At 70.1% G+C, this 23,415-nt stretch carries 21 protein-coding genes; all 21 read left to right on the top strand.

Translation table 11 applies throughout. The features are described 5' to 3' along the window. Positions 1 to 19: 19 nt before the first annotated feature. The 21 genes from lysA (at position 20) to atpD (ending at position 23,378) form a co-directional block, all read left to right on the top strand. Positions 20 to 1,411, top strand: a complete 1,392-nt coding sequence (gene lysA, locus ACZ62B_RS04315; protein WP_468879937.1) for a diaminopimelate decarboxylase — start codon at positions 20 to 22, stop codon at positions 1,409 to 1,411. A gap of 158 nt (positions 1,412 to 1,569) precedes the next feature. Next, on the top strand, positions 1,570 to 2,862 hold the full coding sequence (locus ACZ62B_RS04310) for a homoserine dehydrogenase (RefSeq protein WP_344568768.1): 1,293 nt from the start codon (positions 1,570 to 1,572) through the stop codon (positions 2,860 to 2,862). A gap of 6 nt (positions 2,863 to 2,868) precedes the next feature. Then, a complete protein-coding gene (gene thrC / locus ACZ62B_RS04305) occupies positions 2,869 to 3,927 on the top strand; it encodes a threonine synthase (protein WP_344568766.1) in 1,059 nt (352 codons plus the stop codon). Between the two features lie 352 nt (positions 3,928 to 4,279). Further along, a complete protein-coding gene (gene thrB / locus ACZ62B_RS04300; protein WP_344568764.1) occupies positions 4,280 to 5,197 on the top strand; it encodes a homoserine kinase in 918 nt (305 codons plus the stop codon). Positions 5,198 to 5,617: 420 nt separating this feature from the next. Continuing rightward, positions 5,618 to 7,645, top strand: coding sequence for a transcription termination factor Rho (rho, locus tag ACZ62B_RS04295; RefSeq protein ID WP_469689255.1), 2,028 nt, complete (start codon positions 5,618 to 5,620; stop codon positions 7,643 to 7,645). A gap of 172 nt (positions 7,646 to 7,817) precedes the next feature. Continuing rightward, complete coding sequence (locus ACZ62B_RS04290) at positions 7,818 to 8,981, top strand: LCP family protein (protein ID WP_469689254.1); 1,164 nt, start codon at positions 7,818 to 7,820, stop codon at positions 8,979 to 8,981. 69 nt (positions 8,982 to 9,050) lie between these two features. Further along, complete coding sequence (rpmE, locus tag ACZ62B_RS04285) at positions 9,051 to 9,272, top strand: 50S ribosomal protein L31 (RefSeq protein WP_073932489.1); 222 nt, start codon at positions 9,051 to 9,053, stop codon at positions 9,270 to 9,272. 229 nt (positions 9,273 to 9,501) lie between these two features. Then, entirely contained in the window at positions 9,502 to 10,569 is a 1,068-nt protein-coding gene (gene prfA / locus ACZ62B_RS04280) for a peptide chain release factor 1 (protein WP_085572323.1), read from the top strand. A 31-nt stretch (positions 10,570 to 10,600) separates the two neighbouring features. Then, a complete protein-coding gene (gene prmC, locus ACZ62B_RS04275; RefSeq protein WP_344568756.1) occupies positions 10,601 to 11,446 on the top strand; it encodes a peptide chain release factor N(5)-glutamine methyltransferase in 846 nt (281 codons plus the stop codon). 53 nt (positions 11,447 to 11,499) lie between these two features. Further along, entirely contained in the window at positions 11,500 to 12,147 is a 648-nt protein-coding gene (locus ACZ62B_RS04270) for an L-threonylcarbamoyladenylate synthase (RefSeq protein WP_344568754.1), read from the top strand. Further along, on the top strand, positions 12,144 to 12,821 hold the full coding sequence (locus ACZ62B_RS04265; RefSeq protein WP_344568752.1) for an arsenate reductase/protein-tyrosine-phosphatase family protein: 678 nt from the start codon (positions 12,144 to 12,146) through the stop codon (positions 12,819 to 12,821). The genes ACZ62B_RS04270 and ACZ62B_RS04265 overlap by 4 nt, the downstream gene beginning before the upstream one ends. A 230-nt stretch (positions 12,822 to 13,051) precedes the next feature. Continuing rightward, positions 13,052 to 14,290 carry a serine hydroxymethyltransferase gene (locus tag ACZ62B_RS04260; RefSeq protein WP_468719290.1) on the top strand — a complete coding sequence of 413 codons (1,239 nt, stop codon included), beginning with the start codon at positions 13,052 to 13,054 and terminating at the stop codon, positions 14,288 to 14,290. A 138-nt stretch (positions 14,291 to 14,428) separates the two neighbouring features. Next, positions 14,429 to 15,754, top strand: coding sequence for an MraY family glycosyltransferase (locus tag ACZ62B_RS04255; RefSeq protein ID WP_344568748.1), 1,326 nt, complete (start codon positions 14,429 to 14,431; stop codon positions 15,752 to 15,754). Between the two features lie 323 nt (positions 15,755 to 16,077). Next, positions 16,078 to 16,515, top strand: a complete 438-nt coding sequence (locus ACZ62B_RS04250; RefSeq protein ID WP_344568746.1) for a hypothetical protein — start codon at positions 16,078 to 16,080, stop codon at positions 16,513 to 16,515. 210 nt (positions 16,516 to 16,725) lie between these two features. Continuing rightward, positions 16,726 to 17,565 carry a F0F1 ATP synthase subunit A gene (gene atpB, locus ACZ62B_RS04245; protein ID WP_073932497.1) on the top strand — a complete coding sequence of 280 codons (840 nt, stop codon included), beginning with the start codon at positions 16,726 to 16,728 and terminating at the stop codon, positions 17,563 to 17,565. Between the two features lie 74 nt (positions 17,566 to 17,639). Next, positions 17,640 to 17,864 carry an ATP synthase F0 subunit C gene (atpE, locus tag ACZ62B_RS04240; RefSeq protein WP_073932498.1) on the top strand — a complete coding sequence of 75 codons (225 nt, stop codon included), beginning with the start codon at positions 17,640 to 17,642 and terminating at the stop codon, positions 17,862 to 17,864. 42 nt (positions 17,865 to 17,906) lie between these two features. Continuing rightward, on the top strand, positions 17,907 to 18,458 hold the full coding sequence (locus tag ACZ62B_RS04235; RefSeq protein WP_201263004.1) for a F0F1 ATP synthase subunit B: 552 nt from the start codon (positions 17,907 to 17,909) through the stop codon (positions 18,456 to 18,458). Further along, positions 18,455 to 19,270 (top strand): F0F1 ATP synthase subunit delta, encoded by an 816-nt coding sequence (locus ACZ62B_RS04230; RefSeq protein ID WP_344568743.1) that lies wholly within the window; start codon positions 18,455 to 18,457, stop codon positions 19,268 to 19,270. The genes ACZ62B_RS04235 and ACZ62B_RS04230 overlap by 4 nt, the downstream gene beginning before the upstream one ends. A gap of 134 nt (positions 19,271 to 19,404) precedes the next feature. Then, positions 19,405 to 21,003, top strand: a complete 1,599-nt coding sequence (atpA, locus tag ACZ62B_RS04225) for a F0F1 ATP synthase subunit alpha (protein ID WP_468719289.1) — start codon at positions 19,405 to 19,407, stop codon at positions 21,001 to 21,003. 21 nt (positions 21,004 to 21,024) lie between these two features. Further along, positions 21,025 to 21,942 (top strand): F0F1 ATP synthase subunit gamma, encoded by a 918-nt coding sequence (locus ACZ62B_RS04220; protein ID WP_344568737.1) that lies wholly within the window; start codon positions 21,025 to 21,027, stop codon positions 21,940 to 21,942. Next, a complete protein-coding gene (gene atpD / locus ACZ62B_RS04215) occupies positions 21,942 to 23,378 on the top strand; it encodes a F0F1 ATP synthase subunit beta (protein ID WP_344568735.1) in 1,437 nt (478 codons plus the stop codon). Before ACZ62B_RS04220 ends, atpD begins: the two co-directional genes overlap by 1 nt. Positions 23,379 to 23,415: the final 37 nt, after the last annotated feature.

The following is a 23,415-nucleotide window of genomic DNA, read 5'->3' as shown; positions in this document are numbered from 1 at the left end:
AGTCCAGAGAGACACTGACATGAGCCGTTCCGCACACCCCGCCGGGCCCCGTCACGCCGACGTCCTCCCCGAGGGGCACTACTCCGCACCGCCCACCGACCTGAACGCCCTCGACTCCAAGGTGTGGGCCGAGACCGTCACGCGTGACACGGACGGTGTGCTCACCGTCGGCGGGATCGACGTCAAGCGGCTGGCCGAGGAGTACGGCACCCCCGCCTACGTCCTCGACGAGGACGACTTCCGGGCCCGGGCGCGGGCCTGGCGCACCGCCTTCGGCAGCGACGCCGACGTGTTCTACGCCGGCAAGGCGTTCCTCTCCCGGGCCGTCGTGCGGTGGCTGCACGAGGAGGGGCTGAATCTCGACGTGTGCTCCGGTGGGGAGCTCGCCACCGCGCTCTCCGCGGGGATGCCCGCCGAGCGGATCGCCTTCCACGGGAACAACAAGTCCGTGGCGGAGATCCGGCGGGCCGTCGAGGCCGGGGTCGGGCGGATCGTGCTCGACTCGTTCCAGGAGATCGTCCGGGTCGCGCACATCGCACAGGAGCTGGGCACGCGGCAGCGGGTGCAGATCCGTATCACCGTGGGTGTCGAGGCGCACACGCACGAGTTCATCGCCACCGCCCACGAGGACCAGAAGTTCGGCATCCCGCTGGCCGGCGGGCAGGCCGCGGAGGCCGTGCGGCGGGCGCTGAAGCTGGACGGTCTCGAGCTCATCGGGATCCACTCCCACATCGGGTCGCAGATCTTCGACATGTCCGGGTTCGAGGTGGCCGCGCACCGGGTGGTGGGGCTGCTCAAGGACATCCGGGACGAGCACGGGGTCGAGTTGCCCGAGATCGACCTCGGGGGTGGGCTCGGGATCGCGTACACCAGTGACGACGACCCGCGCGAGCCGCACGAGATCGCCAAGGCGCTGACCGAGATCGTCACCCGGGAGTGCGAGGCCGCGCGGCTGACGACCCCCCGGATCTCCGTCGAGCCGGGGCGGGCCATCGTCGGGCCCACCGCCTTCACGCTCTACGAGGTCGGCACCGTCAAGCCGCTCGACGGGCTGCGGACGTACGTCTCCGTGGACGGCGGGATGTCGGACAACATCCGGACCGCGCTGTACGACGCCGAGTACAGCGTCTCCCTCGCCTCCCGCGTCTCCGACGCCGAGCCGATGCTGTGCCGGGTCGTCGGCAAGCACTGCGAGAGCGGGGACATCGTGGTGAAGGACGCCTTCCTGCCGGGGGACCTGGCACCCGGGGACCTCATCGCCGTCCCCGCGACCGGGGCGTACTGCCGGTCGATGGCCAGCAACTACAACCATGTGCTGCGTCCGCCCGTCGTCGCCGTCAGGGGCGGCGAGGCGCGCGTGATCGTGCGGCGGGAGACGGAGGAGGATCTCCTCCGGCTCGACGTCGGATGAGCGGCGGCGACAAGAACACCGGCCGGGTGGCGGAAGATCTTCTGTCTCCCCGGTCGTGAAAATGAAATAGATGTCTCACGATCCGGACATAACGCAGAAAGTTCCGTCCGGTGAGTGAGACTGGTGCAACCGAGACGGTAATCAGGAAACGAGGTCGGATGATGCGTACGCGTCCGCTGAAGGTGGCGCTGCTGGGCTGTGGAGTGGTCGGCTCAGAGGTGGCGCGCATCATGACGACGCACGCCGACGACCTCGCCGCCCGGATCGGGGCCCCGGTGGAGCTCGCGGGCGTGGCCGTGCGGCGGCCCGACAAGGTGCGGGAGGGGATCGACCCCGCCCTGGTCACCACCGACGCCACCGCGCTGGTCAAACGCGGCGACCTCGACATCGTCGTGGAGGTCATCGGCGGGATCGAGCCCGCCCGTACGCTCATCACCACCGCCTTCGAGCACGGCGCGTCCGTCGTCTCCGCGAACAAGGCGCTGCTCGCCCAGGACGGCGCCGCGCTGCACGCCGCCGCCGAGGAGCACGGCAAGGACCTCTACTACGAGGCCGCCGTCGCCGGCGCCATCCCGCTGATCCGGCCGTTGCGGGAGTCCCTCGCCGGCGACAAGGTCAACCGGGTGCTCGGCATCGTCAACGGGACCACCAACTTCATCCTCGACAAGATGGACTCCACGGGCGCCGGGTACCAGGAGGCGCTCGACGAGGCCACCGCGCTCGGGTACGCCGAGGCCGACCCCACCGCCGACGTCGAGGGGTTCGACGCCGCCGCCAAGGCCGCCATCCTCGCCGGGATCGCCTTCCACACGCGGGTGCGGCTCGACGACGTCCACCGCGAGGGCATGACCGAGGTCACCGCCGGCGACTTCGCCTCCGCCAAGGAGATGGGCTGCACCATCAAGCTGCTCGCCATCTGCGAGCGGGCCGAGGACGGGGCGTCGGTCACCGCGCGGGTGCATCCGGCGATGATCCCGCTCAGCCATCCGCTGGCCTCCGTGCGCGGCGCCTACAACGCGGTGTTCGTCGAGTCGGACGCCTCCGGGCAGCTGATGTTCTACGGGCCCGGTGCCGGTGGTGCGCCGACCGCTTCCGCCGTGCTCGGTGACCTCGTCGCCGTGGGGCGCAACCGGATCAGCGGGACGACCGGGCCGGGGGAGTCCGCGTACGCCGCGCTGCCCGTCTCGTCGATGGGCGAGGTCGTCACGCGGTACCACATCAGCCTCGACGTGGCCGACAAACCGGGTGTTCTCGCCCAGGTCGCGACCGTGTTCGCCGAGCACGGTGTCTCGATCGATACGGTTCGCCAGCAGGGCAAGGACGGTGAGGCCTCCCTCGTCGTCGTCACGCACCGTGCGTCCGACGCGGCCCTCGGCGGGACCGTCGAGGCGTTGCGCAAGCTCGACACCGTGCGCGGTGTCGCCAGCATCATGCGGGTTGAAGGAGAGTAACCAGCAATGACCCACCAGTGGCGCGGAATCATCGAGGAGTACCGGGACCGGCTGCCGGTATCCGACACCACGCCGGTCGTGACGCTCCGCGAGGGCGGCACGCCGCTCGTGCCCGCGCAGGTGCTCTCCGAGCGCACGGGCTGCGAGGTGCACCTCAAGGTCGAGGGCGCGAACCCGACCGGGTCCTTCAAGGACCGCGGGATGACCATGGCCATCAGCAAGGCCAAGGAGGAGGGGGCCAAGGCGGTCATCTGCGCCTCCACCGGCAACACCTCCGCCTCCGCCGCCGCGTACGGGGTGCGGGCCGGGATGGTGTCCGCCGTCCTCGTGCCGCAGGGCAAGATCGCGCTCGGCAAGATGGGGCAGGCGCTGGTCCACGGGGCGAAGATCCTCCAGGTCGACGGCAACTTCGACGACTGCCTCACGCTGGCCCGCGCGCTGAGCGACAACTACCCGGTGGCGCTGGTCAATTCGGTCAATCCGGTGCGGATAGAAGGCCAGAAGACGGCCGCCTTCGAGATCGTGGACATGCTGGGCGACGCGCCCGACATCCACGTCCTGCCGGTGGGCAACGCGGGCAACATCACCGCGTACTGGAAGGGGTACAAGGAGTACGCCGCCGATCGGGTCAGCACGAAGAGGCCGCGCATGTGGGGGTTCCAGGCCTCAGGCAGCGCGCCGATCGTGCGCGGCGAGGTCGTCAAGGACCCGTCGACCATCGCCACCGCCATCCGCATCGGCAACCCCGCCTCCTGGGACTTCGCGCTCGCCGCGCGGGACGAGTCGGGCGGCGCCATCGACGAGGTGACGGACCGTGAGATCCTGCGCGCCTACCGGCTGTTGGCCTCGCAGGAGGGCGTCTTCGTCGAGCCCGCGTCCGCCGCGTCGGTCGCCGGTCTGCTGAAGGCCGCCGAGCAGGGCAAGGTCGACCCGGGGCAGAAGATCGTGTGCACCGTCACCGGCAACGGCCTGAAGGACCCGGACTGGGCTGTCGCCGGCGCCCCGCAGCCGGTCACCGTCCCCGTGGACGCCGCGACCGCCGCCGAGCGGCTCGGCCTGGTCTAGCACGGGCGGCCGGACGCGACAGGGCCCGCACAGCGGGCGTAAGAGCGCGTCCACCTGGGGAAGTTCTCCACAGGGGGTGCACAGGGGGCTTGCGACACGCATCGTGCGCCTCCTGTGCGCCCTATGTCGCCACTGAACCTTCCTTCGATAGGCTGTACCGAACCCGCCCGCCGCATATGCCGCGGTATCGCGGCGTCTCCGTGGTCCGGAAAGCGGCCCGGAGCGGCCCGGAAAGCGGCCGGCCACCCCGGTCGGCGGCGATCCCAGGGGGTTTCGTACGCCCCCGCACGTCCCCCTCACGTCCCTCGAATGTCATTCGACAGTCACGCAGCTCAAGGAGAGTCTTCGAGCGATGGCCGGTCCCGCGTTCCGCGCCGCCGCCGTCCGGGTGCGCGTCCCCGCCACCAGCGCCAACCTCGGCCCGGGCTTCGACGCCCTCGGCCTCGCGCTGGGTCTCTACGACGACGTGGTCGTCCGGGTGGCCGACTCCGGACTGCACATCGACATCGCCGGTGAGGGCGGCGAGACCCTCCCGCGCGACGAGCGCCATCTGCTCGTACGCTCCCTGCGCACCGCCTTCGACCTGCTCGGCGGACAGCCGCGCGGCCTGGAGATCGTCTGCGCCAACCGCATCCCGCACGGCCGCGGCCTCGGCTCCTCCTCCGCCGCCATCTGCGCCGGCATCGTCGCCGCCCGCGCCGTGACCATAGGCGCCGAGGCCAGGCTCGACGACACCGCGCTCCTCGAGCTCGCCACCGAGATCGAGGGCCACCCCGACAACGTCGCGGCCTGCCTGCTGGGCGGTTTCACCCTGTCCTGGATGGAGGGCGGCGCGGCCCGGGCGATCAGGATGGACCCCGCCGATTCCATCGTTCCGGTGGTTTTCGTGCCCGGGAAGCCGGTTCTCACCGAGACCGCGCGCGGTCTGCTCCCGCGCACCGTGCCGCATGTCGACGCCGCCGCCAACGCGGGCCGTGCGGCCCTGCTCGTCGAGGCCCTGACCAGGCGCCCCGAGCTGCTGCTGCCCGCCACCGAGGACCGGCTGCACCAGGAGTACCGCGCCCCGGCCATGCCCGAGAGCGCCGCCTTGGTGGAGCGGCTGCGGGGGGACGGGATCCCCGCGGTGATCTCCGGCGCCGGACCCACGGTCATGGCGCTGGCGGACGCGGAAACGGCCGACAAGGTCGAAGCACTGGCCGGCAATGACTGGGCCGCCAACCGGCTCGGTCTCGACGCGCAGGGCGCGAGCGTGCTTCCGCTCGCCACCTGACACACGGTTGCCGGATTTGGAGAGGGGGAATGTTTGTTGGATCCGGTAGTGTTAACCTCAAGTCTGCACCCGACCCCACCATGGCGAGGTGCCTCGTGTCCCCGTCCGGGACAGACATTCTTCCGGGAGCCCCCCAAGCCGCACTGTGTTCTCTGCTACGTACGCGGGCAGTACGTCGCACGCGGACACTGAACGGCTCGACGATGGGGGTACCCCCTCTGGGGGAGCTTCGGAACCGGTGCGACCACGCCACGTGACACTGGATGCCACGGCTCGGGGAAGCGCCATCACCAGATATCTCTTCCGCCGCTCAGGCGGACAACCGCCCCGGCACGGTTCACACAGCAAGGACCGATGCCGGACAGCACAACCGGTCGCCGAGCCAGACAGGCCGACGTCCGCTCCAGGGAAGGACCCTTCGTGAGCGACACCACCGATCTGATGGGCGCACGTGTCGAGGAGACCGCTGCCGCGCCCGCCACGGACGCTTCCGCGCCTGCCACCGGTGCCGGCTCCCGGCGGCGCCGCGGTACCGGCCTCGAGGGCATGGTGCTGGCCGAACTGCAGCAGGTCGCATCCGGCCTCGGGATCAGGGGCACCGCGCGGATGCGCAAGAGCCAGCTGATCGAGGTCATCAAGGAGGCGCAGGCCGCCGGAGGGGCAGCCGCCCCGGCCAAGGCCGAGTCCGCCGCCGAGACCAAGCCCAAGCGCCGTGCCACCTCCCGGACCCGTACGGGCGAGGCCGCCGAGAAGAAGGCCGACGCCAAGGCCGAGCAGGCCCCCGCCGAGAAGGCCGCGGCCCAGCAGCAGATCGAGATCCCGGGCCAGCCCTCCCCGAAGGCCGCCGGCCAGTCCGAGCAGGCCGAGGAGGCCGCTCCCGTCGAGCGCCGCCGCCGTCGCGCCACCGCCGAGGCGGGCGCCCCGGCCGCCGCCGCGACCGAGACGGTCACCGCCGAGGCGAAGGCCGAGCCCAAGGCCGAGACCCCGGCCCAGCAGCAGTCGCAGCAGCAGGGCGACGCCAAGGGCGACCACGACGGCGGCGAGGGCCGCCGCCGCGACCGCCGTGAGCGCGGCCGCGACCGTGACCGCGGTGAGCGTGGCGACCGCGGGGACCGTCGCGGCAAGGGCGACGACCAGCAGCAGGGCCAGGGCCGTCAGCAGAACCAGCAGGGCGGCGGCGGCCGACAGGACCGTCAGCAGCACGACGACGACGACTTCGAGGGCGGCCGTCGTGGCCGTCGCGGGCGCTACCGCGACCGCCGTGGCCGTCGTGGCCGCGACGAGATGGGCCAGGAGCCGCAGCTCACCGAGGACGACGTCCTGATCCCGGTCGCGGGCATCCTCGACATCCTCGACAACTACGCGTTCATCCGGACCTCCGGCTACCTGCCCGGCCCGAACGACGTGTACGTCTCCCTCGCCCAGGTCCGCAAGAACGGCCTGCGCAAGGGCGACCACGTCACCGGCGCCGTGCGCCAGCCCAAGGAGGGCGAGCGCCGCGAGAAGTTCAACGCGCTGGTCCGCCTGGACTCCGTCAACGGCATGGCGCCCGAACACGGCCGCGGCCGCCCGGAGTTCAACAAGCTCACCCCGCTGTACCCGCAGGACCGCCTCCGCCTGGAGACGGACCCCGGCGTCCTCACCACCCGGATCATCGACCTCGTGTCGCCGATCGGCAAGGGCCAGCGCGGTCTGATCGTGGCCCCGCCGAAGACCGGCAAGACCATGATCATGCAGGCGATCGCCAACGCGATCACCCACAACAACCCCGAGTGCCACCTGATGGTCGTCCTCGTCGACGAGCGTCCGGAAGAGGTCACCGACATGCAGCGGTCGGTGAAGGGCGAGGTCATCTCCTCGACCTTCGACCGCCCCGCCGAGGACCACACCACGGTCGCCGAGCTCGCCATCGAGCGTGCCAAGCGCCTGGTGGAGCTGGGTCACGACGTCGTCGTGCTGCTCGACTCGATCACGCGTCTGGGCCGTGCGTACAACCTCGCCGCCCCGGCCTCCGGCCGCATCCTGTCCGGTGGTGTCGACTCGACCGCCCTGTACCCGCCGAAGCGCTTCTTCGGTGCGGCCCGCAACATCGAGGACGGCGGCTCGCTGACCATCCTCGCCACCGCCCTGGTGGACACCGGGTCCCGCATGGACGAGGTGATCTTCGAGGAGTTCAAGGGCACCGGCAACATGGAGCTCAAGCTCGACCGGAAGCTCGCCGACAAGCGCATCTTCCCCGCGGTGGACGTCGACGCGTCCGGTACCCGCAAGGAGGAGATCCTGCTCGGCAACGAGGAGCTGGCCGTCGTCTGGAAGCTGCGCCGGGTGCTGCACGCGCTCGACCAGCAGCAGGCGATCGAGCTGCTCCTCGACAAGATGAAGCAGACCAAGTCGAACGCCGAGTTCCTGATGCAGATCCAGAAGACGACCCCGGGCAACGGCGACTGACGTCGCGCTTTCCCGTCGCGTTTTCCACCGGAAGGGCCGCTCCCGCGAGGGGGCGGCCCTTCCGCGTGCGGCGAGGGGGCGGCCGGCGGGACGATGGATGCCGTACGGCTGTGAGGGCCGGGTCTGACACCGGGTGCAGGGGGTAACCGTCCGGGGACGAGCCGAGGAGCACATGTCTGCCGAGAGCACACCGGGCCACCGGGGCAAGGGGCGCCGGGGCCTGAGGGTCGCGGCCTGGACGGCCGTCGGCGTCGTCGCCCTCGGCGGCACCGGCGCCGGATACGTGTACGTCAAGCTCAACGGCAACATCGAGAGCCTCGACATCGACCGGGTCCTCGGCGCCGACCGGCCCGAGAAGGCCGGCGACGGCTCCGAGAACATCCTCGTCCTCGGCTCCGACACCCGCTCCGGCGGCAACAAGGAGATCGGCGGCGGCGCCGACGACGGAAGCGCCCGCTCCGACACCGCGATGATCGTCCACGTCCACGAGGGCCACGAGAGGGCGAGCGTGGTCTCCGTCCCGCGCGACACCGTCGTCGACCGCCCCGAGTGCACCGACACCGACGGCGGCACCCACCCCGCGGCGAGCGGTGTGATGTTCAACTCCGCCTACGCCACGGGCGGGGCGGCCTGCGCGGTGAGGACCGTCGAGTCGATCACCGACCTGCGCATGGACCACTACCTGGAGATCGACTTCACCGGCTTCCGGAAACTCGTCGACGAACTCGGCGGCGTCGAGGTCACCACCGGTGAGGACATCGAGGACCCGGACAGCCACCTCGACCTGAAGGCCGGCACCCACCGGCTCGACGGTGAACAGGCCCTCGCCCTGGTGCGCACCCGGCACGGCGTCGGCGACGGCTCCGACCTCGGCCGCATCCGGCTCCAGCAGGCCTTCGTCAAGGCCCTGGTGCGGCAGGTCGGGGAGGTCGGCGTCCTCACCGGCCCCAAGAAGCTGTACGACCTCGCCGACACCGTCACCAGGACCGTCACCACCGACTCCGACCTGGGCTCGGTCAACGCCCTGATGTCCTTCGCGTCCGGCCTGAAGGACATCACCCCCGCCGGCCTGCACATGATCACCATGCCGGTCGCCTACGACCCGGCCGACGCCAACCGGGTCCTGATCAAGAAAGCTGAGGCCCAGCAGGTCTGGAACGCCCTGAAGAACGACCAGCCGATCCCGAAGAGCGCCACGGAAGGAACGGCCACTGGTGAAACGAGGGGCTTTCAAGGGGCGCGGGGAACTGCGCGACAAGCCCCCACCGGCCCGCGGGGAACAAACGACGGCAACCCCCGGTTTTGGGAGAGGACGCCAGTCCTGGCAGACTGGTGAGTCGGCCCCGGTTCACGCCCCCGCACCCCGCGGCAGCGACCCGGTGCCCTCCCGAACCTAGGAGACACCTTGAAGCGCGACATCCACCCCGAGTACGTCGAGACGCAGGTCAGCTGCACCTGCGGCGCGTCGTTCACCACCCGCAGCACGCTCCCCGGCGGCACCATCCGCGCCGAGGTCTGCTCCGAGTGCCACCCGTTCTACACGGGCAAGCAGAAGATCCTCGACACCGGTGGCCGTGTGGCCCGCTTCGAGGCCCGCTTCGGCAAGGCCGCCGGCTCCAAGAAGTAGCGAGCCCCATATCGCCGGTCCACGGCCGCGTCCCCGCTCACGCGAGTGAGCCGAAGGAGCGCGTCGGTGGCGAGGGCGCGAGCGCGCGGAGGCCCGAAGGGCTGAGCACGATCGTGTTCTCGACACCGACGCGAGCGCTCCGGAGGCGAACCGCGCGAATGAAGGGGGCAGGCCGGGACCGGCGTTTTTGGTCGCCCGCCCTTCACCCACGCAATCGCAGGAGCCCAAGATGTTCGAGGCCGTCGAGGAACTCGTCGCCGAGCACGCCGACCTGGAGAAGAAGCTCGCCGACCCGTCGGTCCACGCCGACCAGGCCAACGCGCGCAAGCTGAACAAGCGCTACGCCGAGCTCACCCCGATCGTCGCCACGTACCGCTCCTGGAAGCAGACGGGCGACGACATCGAGACCGCGCGCGAACTGGCCGCCGACGACCCCGACTTCGCCGCCGAGGTCAAGGACCTGGAGAAGCAGCGCGAGGAGCTCACCGAGAAGCTCCGCCTGCTCCTCGTCCCGCGCGACCCCAGTGACGACAAGGACGTCATCCTCGAGATCAAGGCGGGCGCGGGCGGCGACGAGTCCGCCCTGTTCGCCGGCGACCTGCTGCGCATGTACCTGCGGTACGCCGAGCGCGTCGGCTGGAAGACCGAGATCATCGACGCCACCGAGTCCGAGCTGGGCGGCTACAAGGACGTCCAGGTGGCCGTGAAGGCCCGCGGGCAGATCGAGCCCGGCCAGGGCGTGTGGGCCCGGCTGAAGTACGAGGGCGGCGTGCACCGCGTGCAGCGGGTGCCGGCCACCGAGTCGCAGGGCCGCATCCACACCTCCGCCGCCGGTGTCCTGGTGACCCCCGAGGCGGAGGAGGTCGACGTCGAGATCAACCCGAACGACCTGCGCATCGACGTCTACCGGTCCTCCGGCCCCGGCGGGCAGTCCGTCAACACCACCGACTCCGCCGTGCGCATCACGCACATCCCGACCGGAGTCGTCGCCTCCTGCCAGAACGAGAAGAGCCAGCTCCAGAACAAGGAGCAGGCACTGCGTATCCTGCGCTCCAGGCTGCTCGCGGCGGCGCAGGAGGAGGCGGAGCGGGAGGCCGCCGACGCCCGTCGCAGCCAGGTCCGCACCGTCGACCGCTCCGAGAAGATCCGTACGTACAACTTCCCGGAGAACCGCATCTCGGACCACCGCGTCGGCTTCAAGGCGTACAACCTCGACCAGGTCCTGGACGGCGAGCTCGCCGCGGTGATCCAGGCCTGTGTCGACGCGGACTCCGCCGCCAAGCTCGCCGCCGCGTAAATCCCGCCCGCACCCAGCACGGAGGACCGTCGTGAACCTGCTGCTCGCCGAGGTGGCCCAGGCCACCCAGCGGCTCGCCGACGCCGGCGTGCCCTCGCCGCGCACCGACGCGGAGGAGCTCGCCGCGTTCGTGCACGGCGTCAAGCGCGGCGAGCTGCACACCGTGAGGGACTCCGACTTCGACGCCCGGTACTGGGAGGTCATCGCCCGCCGCGAGGCGCGCGAGCCGCTCCAGCACATCACCGGGCGGGCGTACTTCCGCTACCTGGAGCTCCAGGTGGGTCCCGGGGTGTTCGTCCCGCGGCCCGAGACCGAGTCGGTGGTCGGCTGGGCGATAGACGCCGTCCGCGCGATGGACGTCGTCGAGCCCTGCATCGTCGACCTGTGCACCGGCTCGGGCGCCATCGCGCTGGCGCTCGCGCAGGAGGTGCCGCGCTCGCGCGTGTACGCCGTGGAGCTGTCCGAGGACGCCCTGAGGTGGACCCGCAAGAACATGGAGGGGTCCAGGGTCGAGCTGCGCCAGGGAGACGCCCTGACGGCCTTCCCGGACCTCGACGGCCAGGTCGACCTGGTCGTCTCCAACCCGCCGTACATCCCGCTCACCGAGTGGGAGTACGTCGCCCCGGAGGCCCGCGACTACGACCCCGACCTCGCGCTGTTCTCCGGTGAGGACGGCCTCGACCTGATCCGCGGCCTGGAGCGCACCGCGCACCGGCTGCTGCGGCCCGGCGGAGTGGTCGTCGTCGAGCACGCCGACACCCAGGGCGGGCAGGTTCCGTGGATCTTCGCCGAGGAACGGGGGTGGGCCGACGCGGCCGACCACCCCGACCTGAACAGGCGCCCCCGCTTCGCCACCGCCCGCAAGGCGCTGCCGTGAGCACCCCGCATACTTCATTCCCCCAGCAGCACCCGTACGAGGAGGCCCGCTAGATGGCTCGGCGATACGACACCAACGACGCGACCGACCGCACGACCGGTCTGCGCGAGGCCGCGTCCGCCGTCCGCCGGGGCGAGCTCGTGGTGCTGCCGACGGACACCGTGTACGGGATCGGCGCCGACGCGTTCACCTCGGAGGCCGTCGCCGATCTGCTGGACGCCAAGGGCCGGGGCCGCAACATGCCCACGCCCGTCCTCATCGGCTCCCCGAACACCCTGCACGGCCTGGTCACCGACTTCTCCGAGCAGGCCTGGGAGCTGGTCGACGCGTTCTGGCCGGGCGCGCTGACGCTGGTCGCCAGGCACCAGCCGTCGCTCCAGTGGGACCTCGGGGACACCCGGGGCACCGTCGCCGTGCGGATGCCGCTGCACCCGGTCGCCATCGAGCTGCTCACCGAGGTCGGGCCCATGGCCGTCTCGTCCGCGAACCTCACCGGGCACCCGGCGCCGGAGAACTGCGACGCCGCGCAGGAGATGCTCGGCGACTCCGTCTCCGTGTACCTGGACGGCGGGCCCACCCCCGGGAACGTGCCCTCCTCCATCGTCGACGTCACCCGGCCCGTGCCCGTGCTGCTGCGCGAGGGCGCGATCTCGCCGGAGGAGCTGCGCAAGGTGGTACCCGACCTCGAGGTGGCGAATTGACGGCCCCTGAGTCGGGGCGTGGCATAGGCAACGGGGAATCCAGCGCGGAGATCACGACGACCTTCGGTTTTCCGCGCGACACCTTCCGCATCCTCCACGTCAGTACCGGAAACGTGTGCCGTTCGCCCGTCACCGAGCGGCTGACCCGGCATTTCGTGAGCCAGCGGCTGGGGATCCTGGGCGGCGGGCTGATCGTGGAGAGCGCGGGGACCTGGGGGCACGAGGGCGCGCCCATGGAGGCCCACGCGGAGACCGTGCTGGCGGAGTTCGGGGCGGACGCTTCGGGGTTCGTGGGGCGGGAGCTGCTGGACGAGCATGTGATCCGGGCGGACCTCGTGCTGACCGCTACGCGGGATCATCGGGCGCAGGTCATCTCCATGGGGCATTCGGCGGGGCTGCGGACGTTCACGCTCAAGGAGTTCACGCGGCTGGTCAATGCCATCGATCCGGCGACCCTGCCGCCGCTGGATGAGGGTTTGGTCATGCGCGCCCGGGCGCTGGTGCGGGCTGCCGCGGCTCTACGCGGGTGGCTGTTGGCGCCGACGGCCGAGGCGGACGAGGTGTATGACCCGTACGGGGCGCCGCTGACGTTCTTCCGGTCGATCGGGGACGAGATATTCGAGGCGCTGGATCCGGTGGTGACGGCGCTGACCGGGGTGCCCGCTCGGGCGTAGGCGTCCGGCTGCCGGGGTGGGTTCGCAGGGCCTCCGGCGTTGTTCCGCTGTGCCCACCCGTTCCGCCCTGCGGAACGACTGCCCACAGCGGGGCGGGAGGGGTGGCTGCCCGCAGCGGTGGCGGGCGGGGGGCTGCCCGCGGCGGCGCGGGTGCCCGCGGCGAGGCGGCGGGGGGACTGTCCGCGGCGGGGCGGGGGCGGTTTTGGGGGGTTCGGCCTACATTGGGCGGTATGACGGTCGGGCATGTCCTTGAGGTCGATGTGGTGCGGCGGCAGGATCCCGAGCTGGCCGATGTGCTGCTCGGGGAGTGGGAGCGGCAGTCGAGCTCGCTTCAGCTGATCGCCGCCGAGAACTTCATGTCGCCGGCCGTGCTGGCCGCGCTCGGGTCGCCGCTGGCCAACAAGTACGCCGAGGGGTACCCCGGCAACCGGCACCACGGCGGCTGCGAGGTCGTCGACGTCGCCGAGCGCCTCGCCGTGGAGCGGGCGAAGGCGCTGTTCGACGCCGAGCACGCCAACGTGCAGGCGCACTCCGGCTCCTCCGCCGTGCTCGCCGCGTACGCCGCCCTGCTGCGCCCCGGCGACACCGTCCTCGCCCTCGGCCTGCCCCACGGCGGTCACCTCACCCACGGCTCGCCCGCCAACTTCTCCGGCCGCTGGTTCGACTTCGTCGGCTACGGCGTGGACGCGGAGAGCGGGCTCATCGACCACGACCAGGTCCGCGCCCTCGCGCACACGCGCCGCCCCAAGGCGATCGTCTGCGGCTCCATCGCCTACCCCCGCCACATCGACTACGCGTTCTTCCGCGAGGTCGCCGACGAGGTGGGCGCGTACCTGATCGCCGACGCCGCGCACCCTATGGGCCTGGTCGCCGGGGGAGCGGCGCCCAGCCCGGTGCCGTACGCGGACATCGTGTGCGCGACGACGCACAAGGTGCTGCGGGGGCCGCGCGGCGGGATGATCCTGTGCGGCGGCGAGCTGGCCGAGCGCGTCGACCGGGCGGTCTTCCCCTTCACCCAGGGCGGCGCCCCGATGAACACCGTCGCGGCCAAGGCCGTCGCGTTCGGGGAGGCGGCGACACCGGCGTTCGCCGCGTACGCGCACCAGGTGGTCGCCAACGCGCGGGCCCTGGCCGCCGCCCTGGCCGCCGAGGGGCTGGCCGTCACCACCGGCGGCACCGACACCCACCTGATCACCGCCGACCCGGCGCCGCTCGGCGTCGACGGGCGCGCCGCGCGCGGCCGGCTCGCGGCGGCCGGGCTCGTCCTGGACTGCTGCGCGCTCCCGCACGACGACGACCGCGGGCTGCGCCTGGGCACGGCGGCGGTGACCACGCAGGGCATGGGGGCGAGGGAGATGACGTTCGTCGCGGGACTGCTGGCGAGCGTCCTGCGGGGCGGCACCGAGCCCGCGCGGGCCCGGGAGGACGTACGGGAACTGGCCGCGGCGTTCCCGCCGTACCCCCGCTGAACGGGCCGGTTCCGGGGTGGGCGGCACGGATGCACAGTCACGCGTGCAACCATCGTCGCTACCCGGAAGTCCCCACTCATATGCGTGCCTCGCTAGGGTGTGGGGCTGTGATGGCCAGCGAGACCTGTGGGGAAGCCCGTGCGTGAATACCTGCTGACGCTCTGCATCACGGCCGCGGTGACGTACCTGCTGACAGGGCCGGTACGGAAGTTCGCGATCGTGGCGGGGGCGATGCCGGAGATCCGGGCACGTGACGTGCACCGGGAACCCACTCCGCGGCTCGGCGGTATCGCCATGTTCTTCGGCCTGTGCGCGGGCCTGCTGACCGCCGACCACCTCACCAACCTGGGCCAGCTCTCCGAGAGGTCCAACGAGCCGCGGGCGCTGCTCTCCGGGGCCGCGCTGATCTGGCTGATCGGCGTGCTGGACGACAAGTTCGAGATCGACGCGCTGATCAAGCTGGGCGGTCAGATGATCGCCGCCGGTGTGATGGTCATGCAGGGTCTGACGATCCTGTGGCTGCCCATCCCGGGCGTCGGCACGGTCGCGCTGACCCAGTGGCAGGGCACCCTGCTCACGGTGGCGCTGGTCGTCATCACCATCAACGCGGTCAACTTCGTGGACGGCCTCGACGGCCTCGCCGCCGGCATGGTGTGCATCGCGGCGGCCGCGTTCTTCATGTACGCCTACCGCATCTGGTACTCGTACGGCATCGAGGCCGCCGCCCCCGCGACGCTGTTCGCGGCCATCCTGATGGGCATGTGCCTGGGCTTCCTGCCGCACAACATGCACCCCGCGCGGATCTTCATGGGCGACTCGGGCTCGATGCTGATCGGTCTGGTCCTGGCGGCGGGCGCGATCTCCATCACGGGACAGGTGGACCCGGACAGCCTGTTCGGCGGGTCCGAGCGCAGCACGGTGCACCAGATGGTGCCGGTCTACATCCCGCTGGTGATGCCGCTGACGATCATCGCGATCCCGGCCGCCGACCTGATCCTGGCGATCGTACGGCGCACCTGGCGCGGCCAGTCGCCGTTCGCGGCGGACCGGGGGCATCTGCACCACCGGCTGCTGGAGATCGGCCACTCGCACAGCCGGGCGGTGCTGATCATGTACTTCTGGTCGGCGCTGATCGCCTTCGGCGCGCTGACCTACTCCGTGAACTCGGCGTCGATGTGGATCGTGCTGGGCGTCGTCGTCCTCTCCACGCTCGGCCTCGTCCTGCTCCTGCTGCCGCGCTTCACGCCGCGCGCCCCGCGCTGGGCGGAGGCCTTCGTCCCGCCGCGCTACCGGCGCCGCCGCCGGGCGGCCCTGGCCGCCGCCGCCCCGGACGCGTCGGTCCCGGCGGACCCCGAGTCCGCCGACGACGACCGCACCCCGGTCGCCGCGGGTGTCTCCGGCGTCAACGGCGCGACCGCCGTGGGCCCCCGCGCACGCCTGGCCGACCGATCACGGTCAAGGTAAGAATCCGACTAGAGCATTGCCAAGTCGTGGGGCTCCGATGGGGCGCCGTTGGGTCCCCGCCGGGTGTGTAAACTGCCCCAATAGCAGACAAACGGGCCGCGTTCTCGCTCAGACGCGCAGATTCACTCTCATGTGTGACGGCGAGCACAGCAGGCAGGTAAAGACTGCATCAAATAGTTTGTGATACCGTTCACGAGAACCCCGGATAGAGCCGAAGAACCGCAGTGCGACGGTTCACCGGCGCGAGGAATTCACCCTCGGCCCGGGGGTCTACGCTCGTCCATGACGACACCCTGCCCCCTGTGAAAAGCGGAGTTGCCGCCATGCCGTCCAATGACGTCCGGATCCTGGCCCAGGCCGCCGTGCCCACGGCTGCCGCCGGCGCTGTCGCCGCCGTCGTCAGCGCGGTGGTCGCCGGTGGCAAGGGCGCGATCGGGGCGCTCGTCGCGACCGTGGTGGTGATCCTCTTCATGGGGATCGGCCTCTACGTACTGCAGCGGACCGCCAAATCGCTTCCGCACCTGTTCCAGGCCATGGGGCTGATGCTGTACGCGGCACAGATCCTGCTGCTGTTCATCTTCGTCGCCCTGTTCCAGGACACCACCCTGTTCCACCCCAAGGCCTTCGCACTCACGCTTCTCGGCACCACGCTCGTGTGGATCGCCGCACAGACGCGCGCGCACATGAAAGCCAAGATCCTGTACGTCGAACCCGAGTCGACGACGAGCGGAAAGCCCGGAAACCCGGGGCACTCGTCGTGAGGGGTAGGCCCGGGATAAAGAGGCCCCGGAACTCCTGCTATCGTCCGGTGCCAACTGCGGCATCGCGGGCGCGGGCATCCGAGCTGACGCCTGCTCAATGGCGAGGCGAGATGCCCCCCAGCCGCCCCCACATCCGAACCACCAGTCCCGTGCCGAACCGCGGCCGTGCGCCGCGCCGACACAACGAGGTTGCCGTACCTATGCGCCACGATGAAGGAGCCCGCGGTGAGTGCTGACCCGACGCAGGTGCTCGCCTTCGAGACCGACTGCCACCTGTTCGACGGTTGTGGCTTCCCGGCTCCGGGCCTGCACTCGTTCCTCTTCGAGCCGCTCTGGGGCGACGCAGACGGCAACGGCCTGTACTTCAACAAGCCGATGCTGCTCGCGCTGCTCGGTTCCATCATCGTGGTGGGCTTCTTCTGGGCCGCGTTCGCCAAGCCCAAGCTCGTCCCGGGCAAGCTCCAGATGGTGGCCGAGGCCGGCTACGACTTCGTCCGCACCGGCATCGTGTACCAGACGCTCGGCAAGCGCGAGGGCGAGAAGTACGTCCCGCTCGCCGTCTCCCTGTTCTTCTTCGTCTGGATGATGAACCTCTGGTCGATCATCCCCGTCGCCGCCTTCCCGGTGACGTCGATCATCGCCTACCCGCTGGTGCTGGCCCTGATCGTCTACATCACCTGGGTCTCCCTCACCTTCAAGCGGCACGGTTTCGTCGGCTTCTTCAAGAACGTCACGGGCTACGACAAGTCGCTCGGCGCGGTGCTGCCGCTGTCGATGACCATCGAGTTCTTCTCGAACCTGCTGGTCCGCCCCTTCACGCACGCCGTGCGACTCTTCGCGAACATGTTCGCGGGCCACACCCTGCTGCTGCTCTTCACGATCGCCAGCTGGTACATGCTCAACGGCATCGGCATCGCCTTCTCCGCCGTGTCGTTCGGCATGGTCCTCGTGATGACGCTCTTCGAGCTCTTCATCCAGGCCGTGCAGGCGTACGTCTTCGTCCTGCTGACCTGCACGTACATCCAGGGCGCGCTCGCCGAGCACCACTGAGCGCCCCAGGTTCCCACCCCCAAGTCGTCCGGTGGCCAACCCCCACCGGTCCGTAAAGAGAAGGAAGAACTGGCATGTCCCAGACCCTCGCTGCTGTCGAAGGCCACATCGGCTCCATCGGTTACGGTCTCGCGGCCATCGGCCCGGGCGTCGGCGTCGGCATCATCTTCGGTAACGGCACCCAGGCCCTGGCCCGTCAGCCCGAGGCTGCCGGCCTGATCCGCGCCAACCAGATCCTGGGCTTCGCCTTCTGTGAGGCGCTCGCCCTGATCGGTCTCGTCATGCCGTTCGTCTACTAAGACGAACCCTGACGACCGACCCTTTCGACGAAAGGCACTGATGTGACATCCGCCCTGGTTTTCCTGGCGGCCGAGGGTGAGAAGGAGAATCCCCTCGTTCCGCCGTGGCCGGAAGTTGTCATCGGCCTCATCGCTTTCGTCATCGTCTTCGGTTTCCTCGCCAAGAAGCTCCTCCCGACCATCAACAAGGTCCTGGAAGAGCGTCGCGAGGCCATCGAGGGCGGTATCGAGAAGGCCGAGGCCGCTCAGACCGAGGCCCAGAGCGTCCTTGAGCAGTACAAGGCTCAGCTCGCCGAAGCCCGGCACGAGGCCGCGCGTCTGCGCCAGGAGGCGCAGGAGCAGGGCGCGACGCTCATCGCCGAGATGCGGGCCGAGGGCCAGCGTCAGCGCGAGGAGATCATCGCCGCCGGCCACGCGCAGATCGAGGCCGACCGCAAGGCCGCCGCGTCCGCGCTGCGCCAGGACGTCGGCAAGCTCGCCACCGACCTGGCCGGCAAGCTCGTCGGCGAGTCCCTCGAGGACCACGCCCGGCAGAGCCGCGTGATCGACCGCTTCCTCGACGAGCTCGACCAGAAGGCCGAGGCCACGCGATGAACGGAGCGAGCCGCGAGGCCCTGGCAGCCGCACGCGAGCGTCTCGACGCGCTGACGGACTCCACGTCCGTGGACGCCGGCTCGCTCGCCGGTGAGCTGGCCGCCGTCACCGCGCTGCTCCACCGCGAGGTGTCGCTGCGTCGGGTCCTCACCGACCCGGCGCAGGCCGGTGAGGCCAAGGCCGACCTGGCCCGGCGCCTGCTCGGCTCGCAGGTCAGCGGTCCGGCCGCGGACCTGGTGTCCGGCATGGTGCGTTCCCGCTGGTCGCAGTCGCGCGACCTGGTGGACGCGCTGGAGGAACTGGCCGACGTGGCCGACCTCACCGCCGCCCAGAAGGCCGGCGCGCTCGACGACGTCGAGGACGAGCTGTTCCGGTTCGGCCGGATCGTCTCCTCCAACACGGAGCTGCGTGCCGCGCTGACCAACCGGAGCGCCACCGCCTCCGCCAAGGGCGAGCTGCTGCGCAGCCTGCTCGGGGGCAGGGCGAACGCGGCCACCGAGCGTCTGGTCACGCGTCTTGTGACCGCGCCGCGGGGACGTAGCCTGGAGTCGGGACTGGAGTCCCTGTCCAAGCTCGCCGCCGAGCGCCGCGACCGCATGGTGGCCGTCGTCACCTCCGCGGTGCCGCTGAGCGACCAGCAGAAGCAGCGCCTGGGCAACGCCCTCGCGAAGCTCTACGGCCGCCGGATGCACCTCAACCTCGACGTCGACCCCGAGGTCGTCGGCGGGATCCGGGTGCAGGTCGGTGACGAGGTCATCAACGGCTCCCTCGCGGACCGGCTCGAGGACGCCGGCCGTCGGCTGGCCGGCTGAGCAGCACATTTCTTCATAGCAGTACGTACTTACGGCCCTGGTTGGGCCGTGCAGAGGATTCACCTCGTATCGGGGGGAGTCCCCATACCCCCCAAGTGAAACTTCGGGCCCAACAAGGAGAGCAGGGAACTCAGATGGCGGAGCTCACGATCCGGCCGGAGGAGATCCGGGACGCGCTGGAGAACTTTGTCCAGTCGTACAAGCCGGACGCGGCCTCGCGCGAGGAGGTCGGTACGGTCACCCTTGCCGGCGACGGCATCGCCAAGGTCGAGGGCCTTCCCTCGGCCATGGCCAACGAGCTGCTGAAGTTCGAGGACGGCACCCTCGGCCTCGCCCTCAACCTCGAGGAGCGCGAGATCGGTGCCATCGTCCTCGGTGAGTTCAGCGGTATCGAGGAGGGCCAGCCGGTCACCCGTACCGGCGAGGTGCTGTCCGTCGCCGTGGGCGAGGGCTACCTCGGCCGCGTGGTCGACCCGCTCGGCAACCCGATCGACGGCCTCGGCGAGATCGAGACCGAGGGCCGTCGCGCCCTCGAACTGCAGGCCCCCACGGTCATGCAGCGCAAGTCGGTGCACGAGCCGATGGAGACGGGCTACAAGGCCGTCGACGCCATGACCCCGATCGGCCGTGGTCAGCGCCAGCTGATCATCGGCGACCGCCAGACCGGCAAGACCGCCCTGGCCGTCGACACGATCATCAACCAGCGTGACAACTGGCGCACCGGCGACCCGAAGAAGCAGGTCCGCTGCATCTACGTCGCCATCGGCCAGAAGGGCTCCACCATCGCGTCGGTCCGCCGCGCGCTGGAGGAGAACGGCGCGCTGGAGTACACGACCATCGTCGCCGCCCCGGCGTCCGACCCGGCCGGCTTCAAGTACCTGGCGCCGTACACCGGTTCGGCCATCGGCCAGCAGTGGATGTACGAGGGCAAGCACGTCCTGATCATCTTCGACGACCTGTCGAAGCAGGCCGACGCCTACCGCGCCGTCTCCCTGCTGCTGCGCCGCCCGCCGGGCCGTGAGGCCTACCCGGGTGACGTCTTCTACCTGCACTCCCGTCTGCTGGAGCGCTGCGCCAAGCTCTCCGACGACATGGGCGCGGGCTCGATGACCGGTCTGCCGATCGTCGAGACCAAGGCCAACGACGTGTCGGCGTTCATCCCGACCAACGTCATCTCCATCACCGACGGCCAGTGCTTCCTGGAGTCGGACCTGTTCAACGCCGGTCAGCGCCCCGCGCTGAACGTCGGTATCTCCGTCTCCCGAGTCGGTGGTTCCGCGCAGCACAAGGCGATGAAGCAGGTCTCCGGCCGTCTGCGCGTGGACCTCGCCCAGTTCCGTGAGCTGGAGGCGTTCGCCGCCTTCGGTTCCGACCTGGACGCCGCGTCGAAGGCGCAGCTGGAGCGCGGTCAGCGCATGGTCGAGCTGCTGAAGCAGGACCAGTACCAGCCGATGTCCACCGAGGACCAGGTCGTCTCCGTCTGGGCCGGCACCACCGGCAAGATGGACGAGGTCCCGGTCGCCGACATCCGCCGCTTCGAGAAGGAGCTGCTGGAGTACCTGCACCGCAACGAGCAGGGCCTCATGACCTCCATCCGCGAGGGCGGCAAGATGTCCGACGACACCCTGCAGGCCGTGGCCGACGCGATCGTGGACTTCAAGAAGCAGTTCGAGACGAGCGACGGCAAGCTGCTCGGCGAGGACGCGCCGAAGGCGACCAGCGCCTCCAAGTGACGTAAGGAAGGGACCTGACTCATGGGAGCCCAGCTCCGGGTCTACAAGCGTCGCATCCGATCCGTCACCGCGACCAAGAAGATCACGAAGGCGATGGAGATGATCGCCGCCTCGCGCGTCGTCAAGGCGCAGCGCAAGGTGGCGGCCTCCACGCCGTACGCGCGGGAACTCACCCGCGCGGTCACGGCGGTCGGTACCGGTTCGAACACCAAGCACCCGCTGACCACGGAGGCGGAGAACCCGACCCGTGCCGCGGTCCTGCTCCTCACGAGCGACCGCGGCCTGGCCGGCGCCTTCAACTCCAACGCCATCAAGGCGGCGGAGCAGCTGACCGAGCGCCTGGAGCGCGAGGGCAAGCAGGTCGACACGTACATCGTCGGCCGGCGTGGTGTCGCCCACTACAACTTCCGTGAGCGCAAGATCGCGGAGACGTTCACCGGCTTCACCGACGAGCCCTCGTACGCGGACGCCAAGAAGATCGCGGCCCCGCTGATCGAGGCGCTCCAGACGGAGACGGCGGACGGCGGCGTGGACGAACTCCACATCGTCTACACCGAGTTCGTGTCGATGATGACGCAGACGGCGGTCGACTCCCGGATGCTTCCGCTGCGCCTCGAAGAGGTCGCGCAGGAGAGCACCACCAAGGGCGAGATCCTGCCGCTGTTCGACTTCGAGCCCTCGGCGGAGGACGTCCTCGACGCGCTGCTGCCGCGGTACGTCGAGAGCCGGATCTACAACGCGCTGCTCCAGTCGGCCGCTTCGAAGCACGCCGCCACGCGGCGCGCGATGAAGTCGGCCACCGACAACGCGGGCGAGCTGATCAACACGCTCTCCCGTCTTGCCAACGCGGCCCGCCAGGCCGAAATCACCCAGGAAATCAGCGAGATCGTCGGTGGCGCCAGTGCCCTGGCCGACGCGAACGCGGGGAGTGACAACTAATGACCACCACTGTTGAGACCGCGACGGCCACGGGCCGCGTCGCCCGGGTCATCGGCCCGGTCGTCGACGTGGAGTTCCCCGTCGACGCGATGCCGGACATCTACAACGCCCTGCACGTCCAGGTCGCCGACCCGGCCAAGGAGGGTGAGCTCAAGACGCTGACCCTCGAGGTCGCCCAGCACCTGGGTGACGGCCTGGTCCGCACCATCTCCATGCAGCCCACCGACGGTCTGGTCCGCCAGGCCCCGGTGACCGACACCGGCACCTCGATCTCCGTCCCGGTCGGCGACTTCACCACGGGCAAGGTGTTCAACACCCTCGGTGAGGTGCTGAACGTCGACGAGGAGTACACCGGCGAGCGCTGGCCGATCCACCGCAAGGCGCCGAACTTCGACGAGCTCGAGTCGAAGACCGAGATGTTCGAGACCGGCGTCAAGGTCATCGACCTTCTCACCCCGTACGTCAAGGGTGGAAAGATCGGTCTGTTCGGCGGTGCCGGCGTCGGCAAGACGGTGCTCATCCAGGAGATGATCTACCGCGTCGCCAACAACCACGACGGTGTGTCGGTGTTCGCCGGTGTCGGTGAGCGCACCCGTGAGGGCAACGACCTCATCGACGAGATGAGCGAGTCGGGCGTCATCGACAAGACCGCCCTGGTCTTCGGCCAGATGGACGAGCCCCCGGGCACCCGTCTGCGCGTGGCCCTCGCCGGTCTGACCATGGCGGAGTACTTCCGCGATGTGCAGAAGCAGGACGTGCTGTTCTTCATCGACAACATCTTCCGCTTCACCCAGGCCGGCTCCGAGGTGTCGACCCTGCTCGGCCGCATGCCCTCCGCGGTGGGTTACCAGCCGAACCTGGCCGACGAGATGGGTCTCCTCCAGGAGCGCATCACCTCGACCCGTGGTCACTCGATCACCTCGATGCAGGCGATCTACGTCCCCGCGGACGACCTGACCGACCCGGCCCCGGCCACCACCTTCGCCCACCTCGACGCGACGACGGTTCTGTCCCGTCCGATCTCGGAGAAGGGCATCTACCCGGCCGTGGACCCGCTGGACTCCACGTCCCGGATCCTGGACCCGCGCTACATCGCGCAGGACCACTACCAGGCCGCGATGCGCGTGAAGAACATCCTGCAGAAGTACAAGGACCTGCAGGACATCATCGCGATCCTCGGTATCGACGAGCTCGGCGAGGAGGACAAGCTCGTCGTCCACCGCGCCCGTCGCGTGGAGCGCTTCCTGTCCCAGAACACCCACGTCGCCAAGCAGTTCACCGGCGTCGACGGGTCGGACGTCCCGCTGGACGAGTCGATCGCGGCCTTCAACGCGATCTGCGACGGCGAGTACGACCACTTCCCGGAGCAGGCGTTCTTCATGTGCGGTGGCATCGAGGACCTGAAGAACAACGCCAAGGAGCTGGGCGTCTCCTGAGCATCAGGCTCACCGTGAACCCATGAGGTTCACACCC

It is taken from the genome of Streptomyces sp. NPDC053426 (assembly GCF_055585405.1).
The sequence above is the reverse complement of the archived record's forward strand: the minus strand, read 5'-3'. Positions and strand labels throughout refer to the sequence as shown.

Bases quoted from the DNA above. Each gene is read 5' to 3' on its own strand.
- ACZ62B_RS04250 (WP_344568746.1), top strand. From the start codon at position 16,078: ATGCCGTCCAATGACGTCCGGATCCTGGCCCAGGCCGCCGTGCCCACG.
- thrB (WP_344568764.1), top strand. From the start codon at position 4,280: ATGGCCGGTCCCGCGTTCCGCGCCGCCGCCGTCCGGGTGCGCGTCCCC.
- atpB (WP_073932497.1), top strand. From the start codon at position 16,726: ATGAAGGAGCCCGCGGTGAGTGCTGACCCGACGCAGGTGCTCGCCTTC.
- atpD (WP_344568735.1), top strand. From the start codon at position 21,942: ATGACCACCACTGTTGAGACCGCGACGGCCACGGGCCGCGTCGCCCGG.
- atpE (WP_073932498.1), top strand. From the start codon at position 17,640: ATGTCCCAGACCCTCGCTGCTGTCGAAGGCCACATCGGCTCCATCGGT.
- prfA (WP_085572323.1), top strand. From the start codon at position 9,502: ATGTTCGAGGCCGTCGAGGAACTCGTCGCCGAGCACGCCGACCTGGAG.
- ACZ62B_RS04290 (WP_469689254.1), top strand. From the start codon at position 7,818: ATGTCTGCCGAGAGCACACCGGGCCACCGGGGCAAGGGGCGCCGGGGC.
- atpA (WP_468719289.1), top strand. From the start codon at position 19,405: ATGGCGGAGCTCACGATCCGGCCGGAGGAGATCCGGGACGCGCTGGAG.
- ACZ62B_RS04230 (WP_344568743.1), top strand. From the start codon at position 18,455: ATGAACGGAGCGAGCCGCGAGGCCCTGGCAGCCGCACGCGAGCGTCTC.
- lysA (WP_468879937.1), top strand. From the start codon at position 20: ATGAGCCGTTCCGCACACCCCGCCGGGCCCCGTCACGCCGACGTCCTC.
- thrC (WP_344568766.1), top strand. From the start codon at position 2,869: ATGACCCACCAGTGGCGCGGAATCATCGAGGAGTACCGGGACCGGCTG.
- ACZ62B_RS04260 (WP_468719290.1), top strand. From the start codon at position 13,052: ATGACGGTCGGGCATGTCCTTGAGGTCGATGTGGTGCGGCGGCAGGAT.
- ACZ62B_RS04220 (WP_344568737.1), top strand. From the start codon at position 21,025: ATGGGAGCCCAGCTCCGGGTCTACAAGCGTCGCATCCGATCCGTCACC.
- ACZ62B_RS04270 (WP_344568754.1), top strand. From the start codon at position 11,500: ATGGCTCGGCGATACGACACCAACGACGCGACCGACCGCACGACCGGT.
- ACZ62B_RS04310 (WP_344568768.1), top strand. From the start codon at position 1,570: ATGATGCGTACGCGTCCGCTGAAGGTGGCGCTGCTGGGCTGTGGAGTG.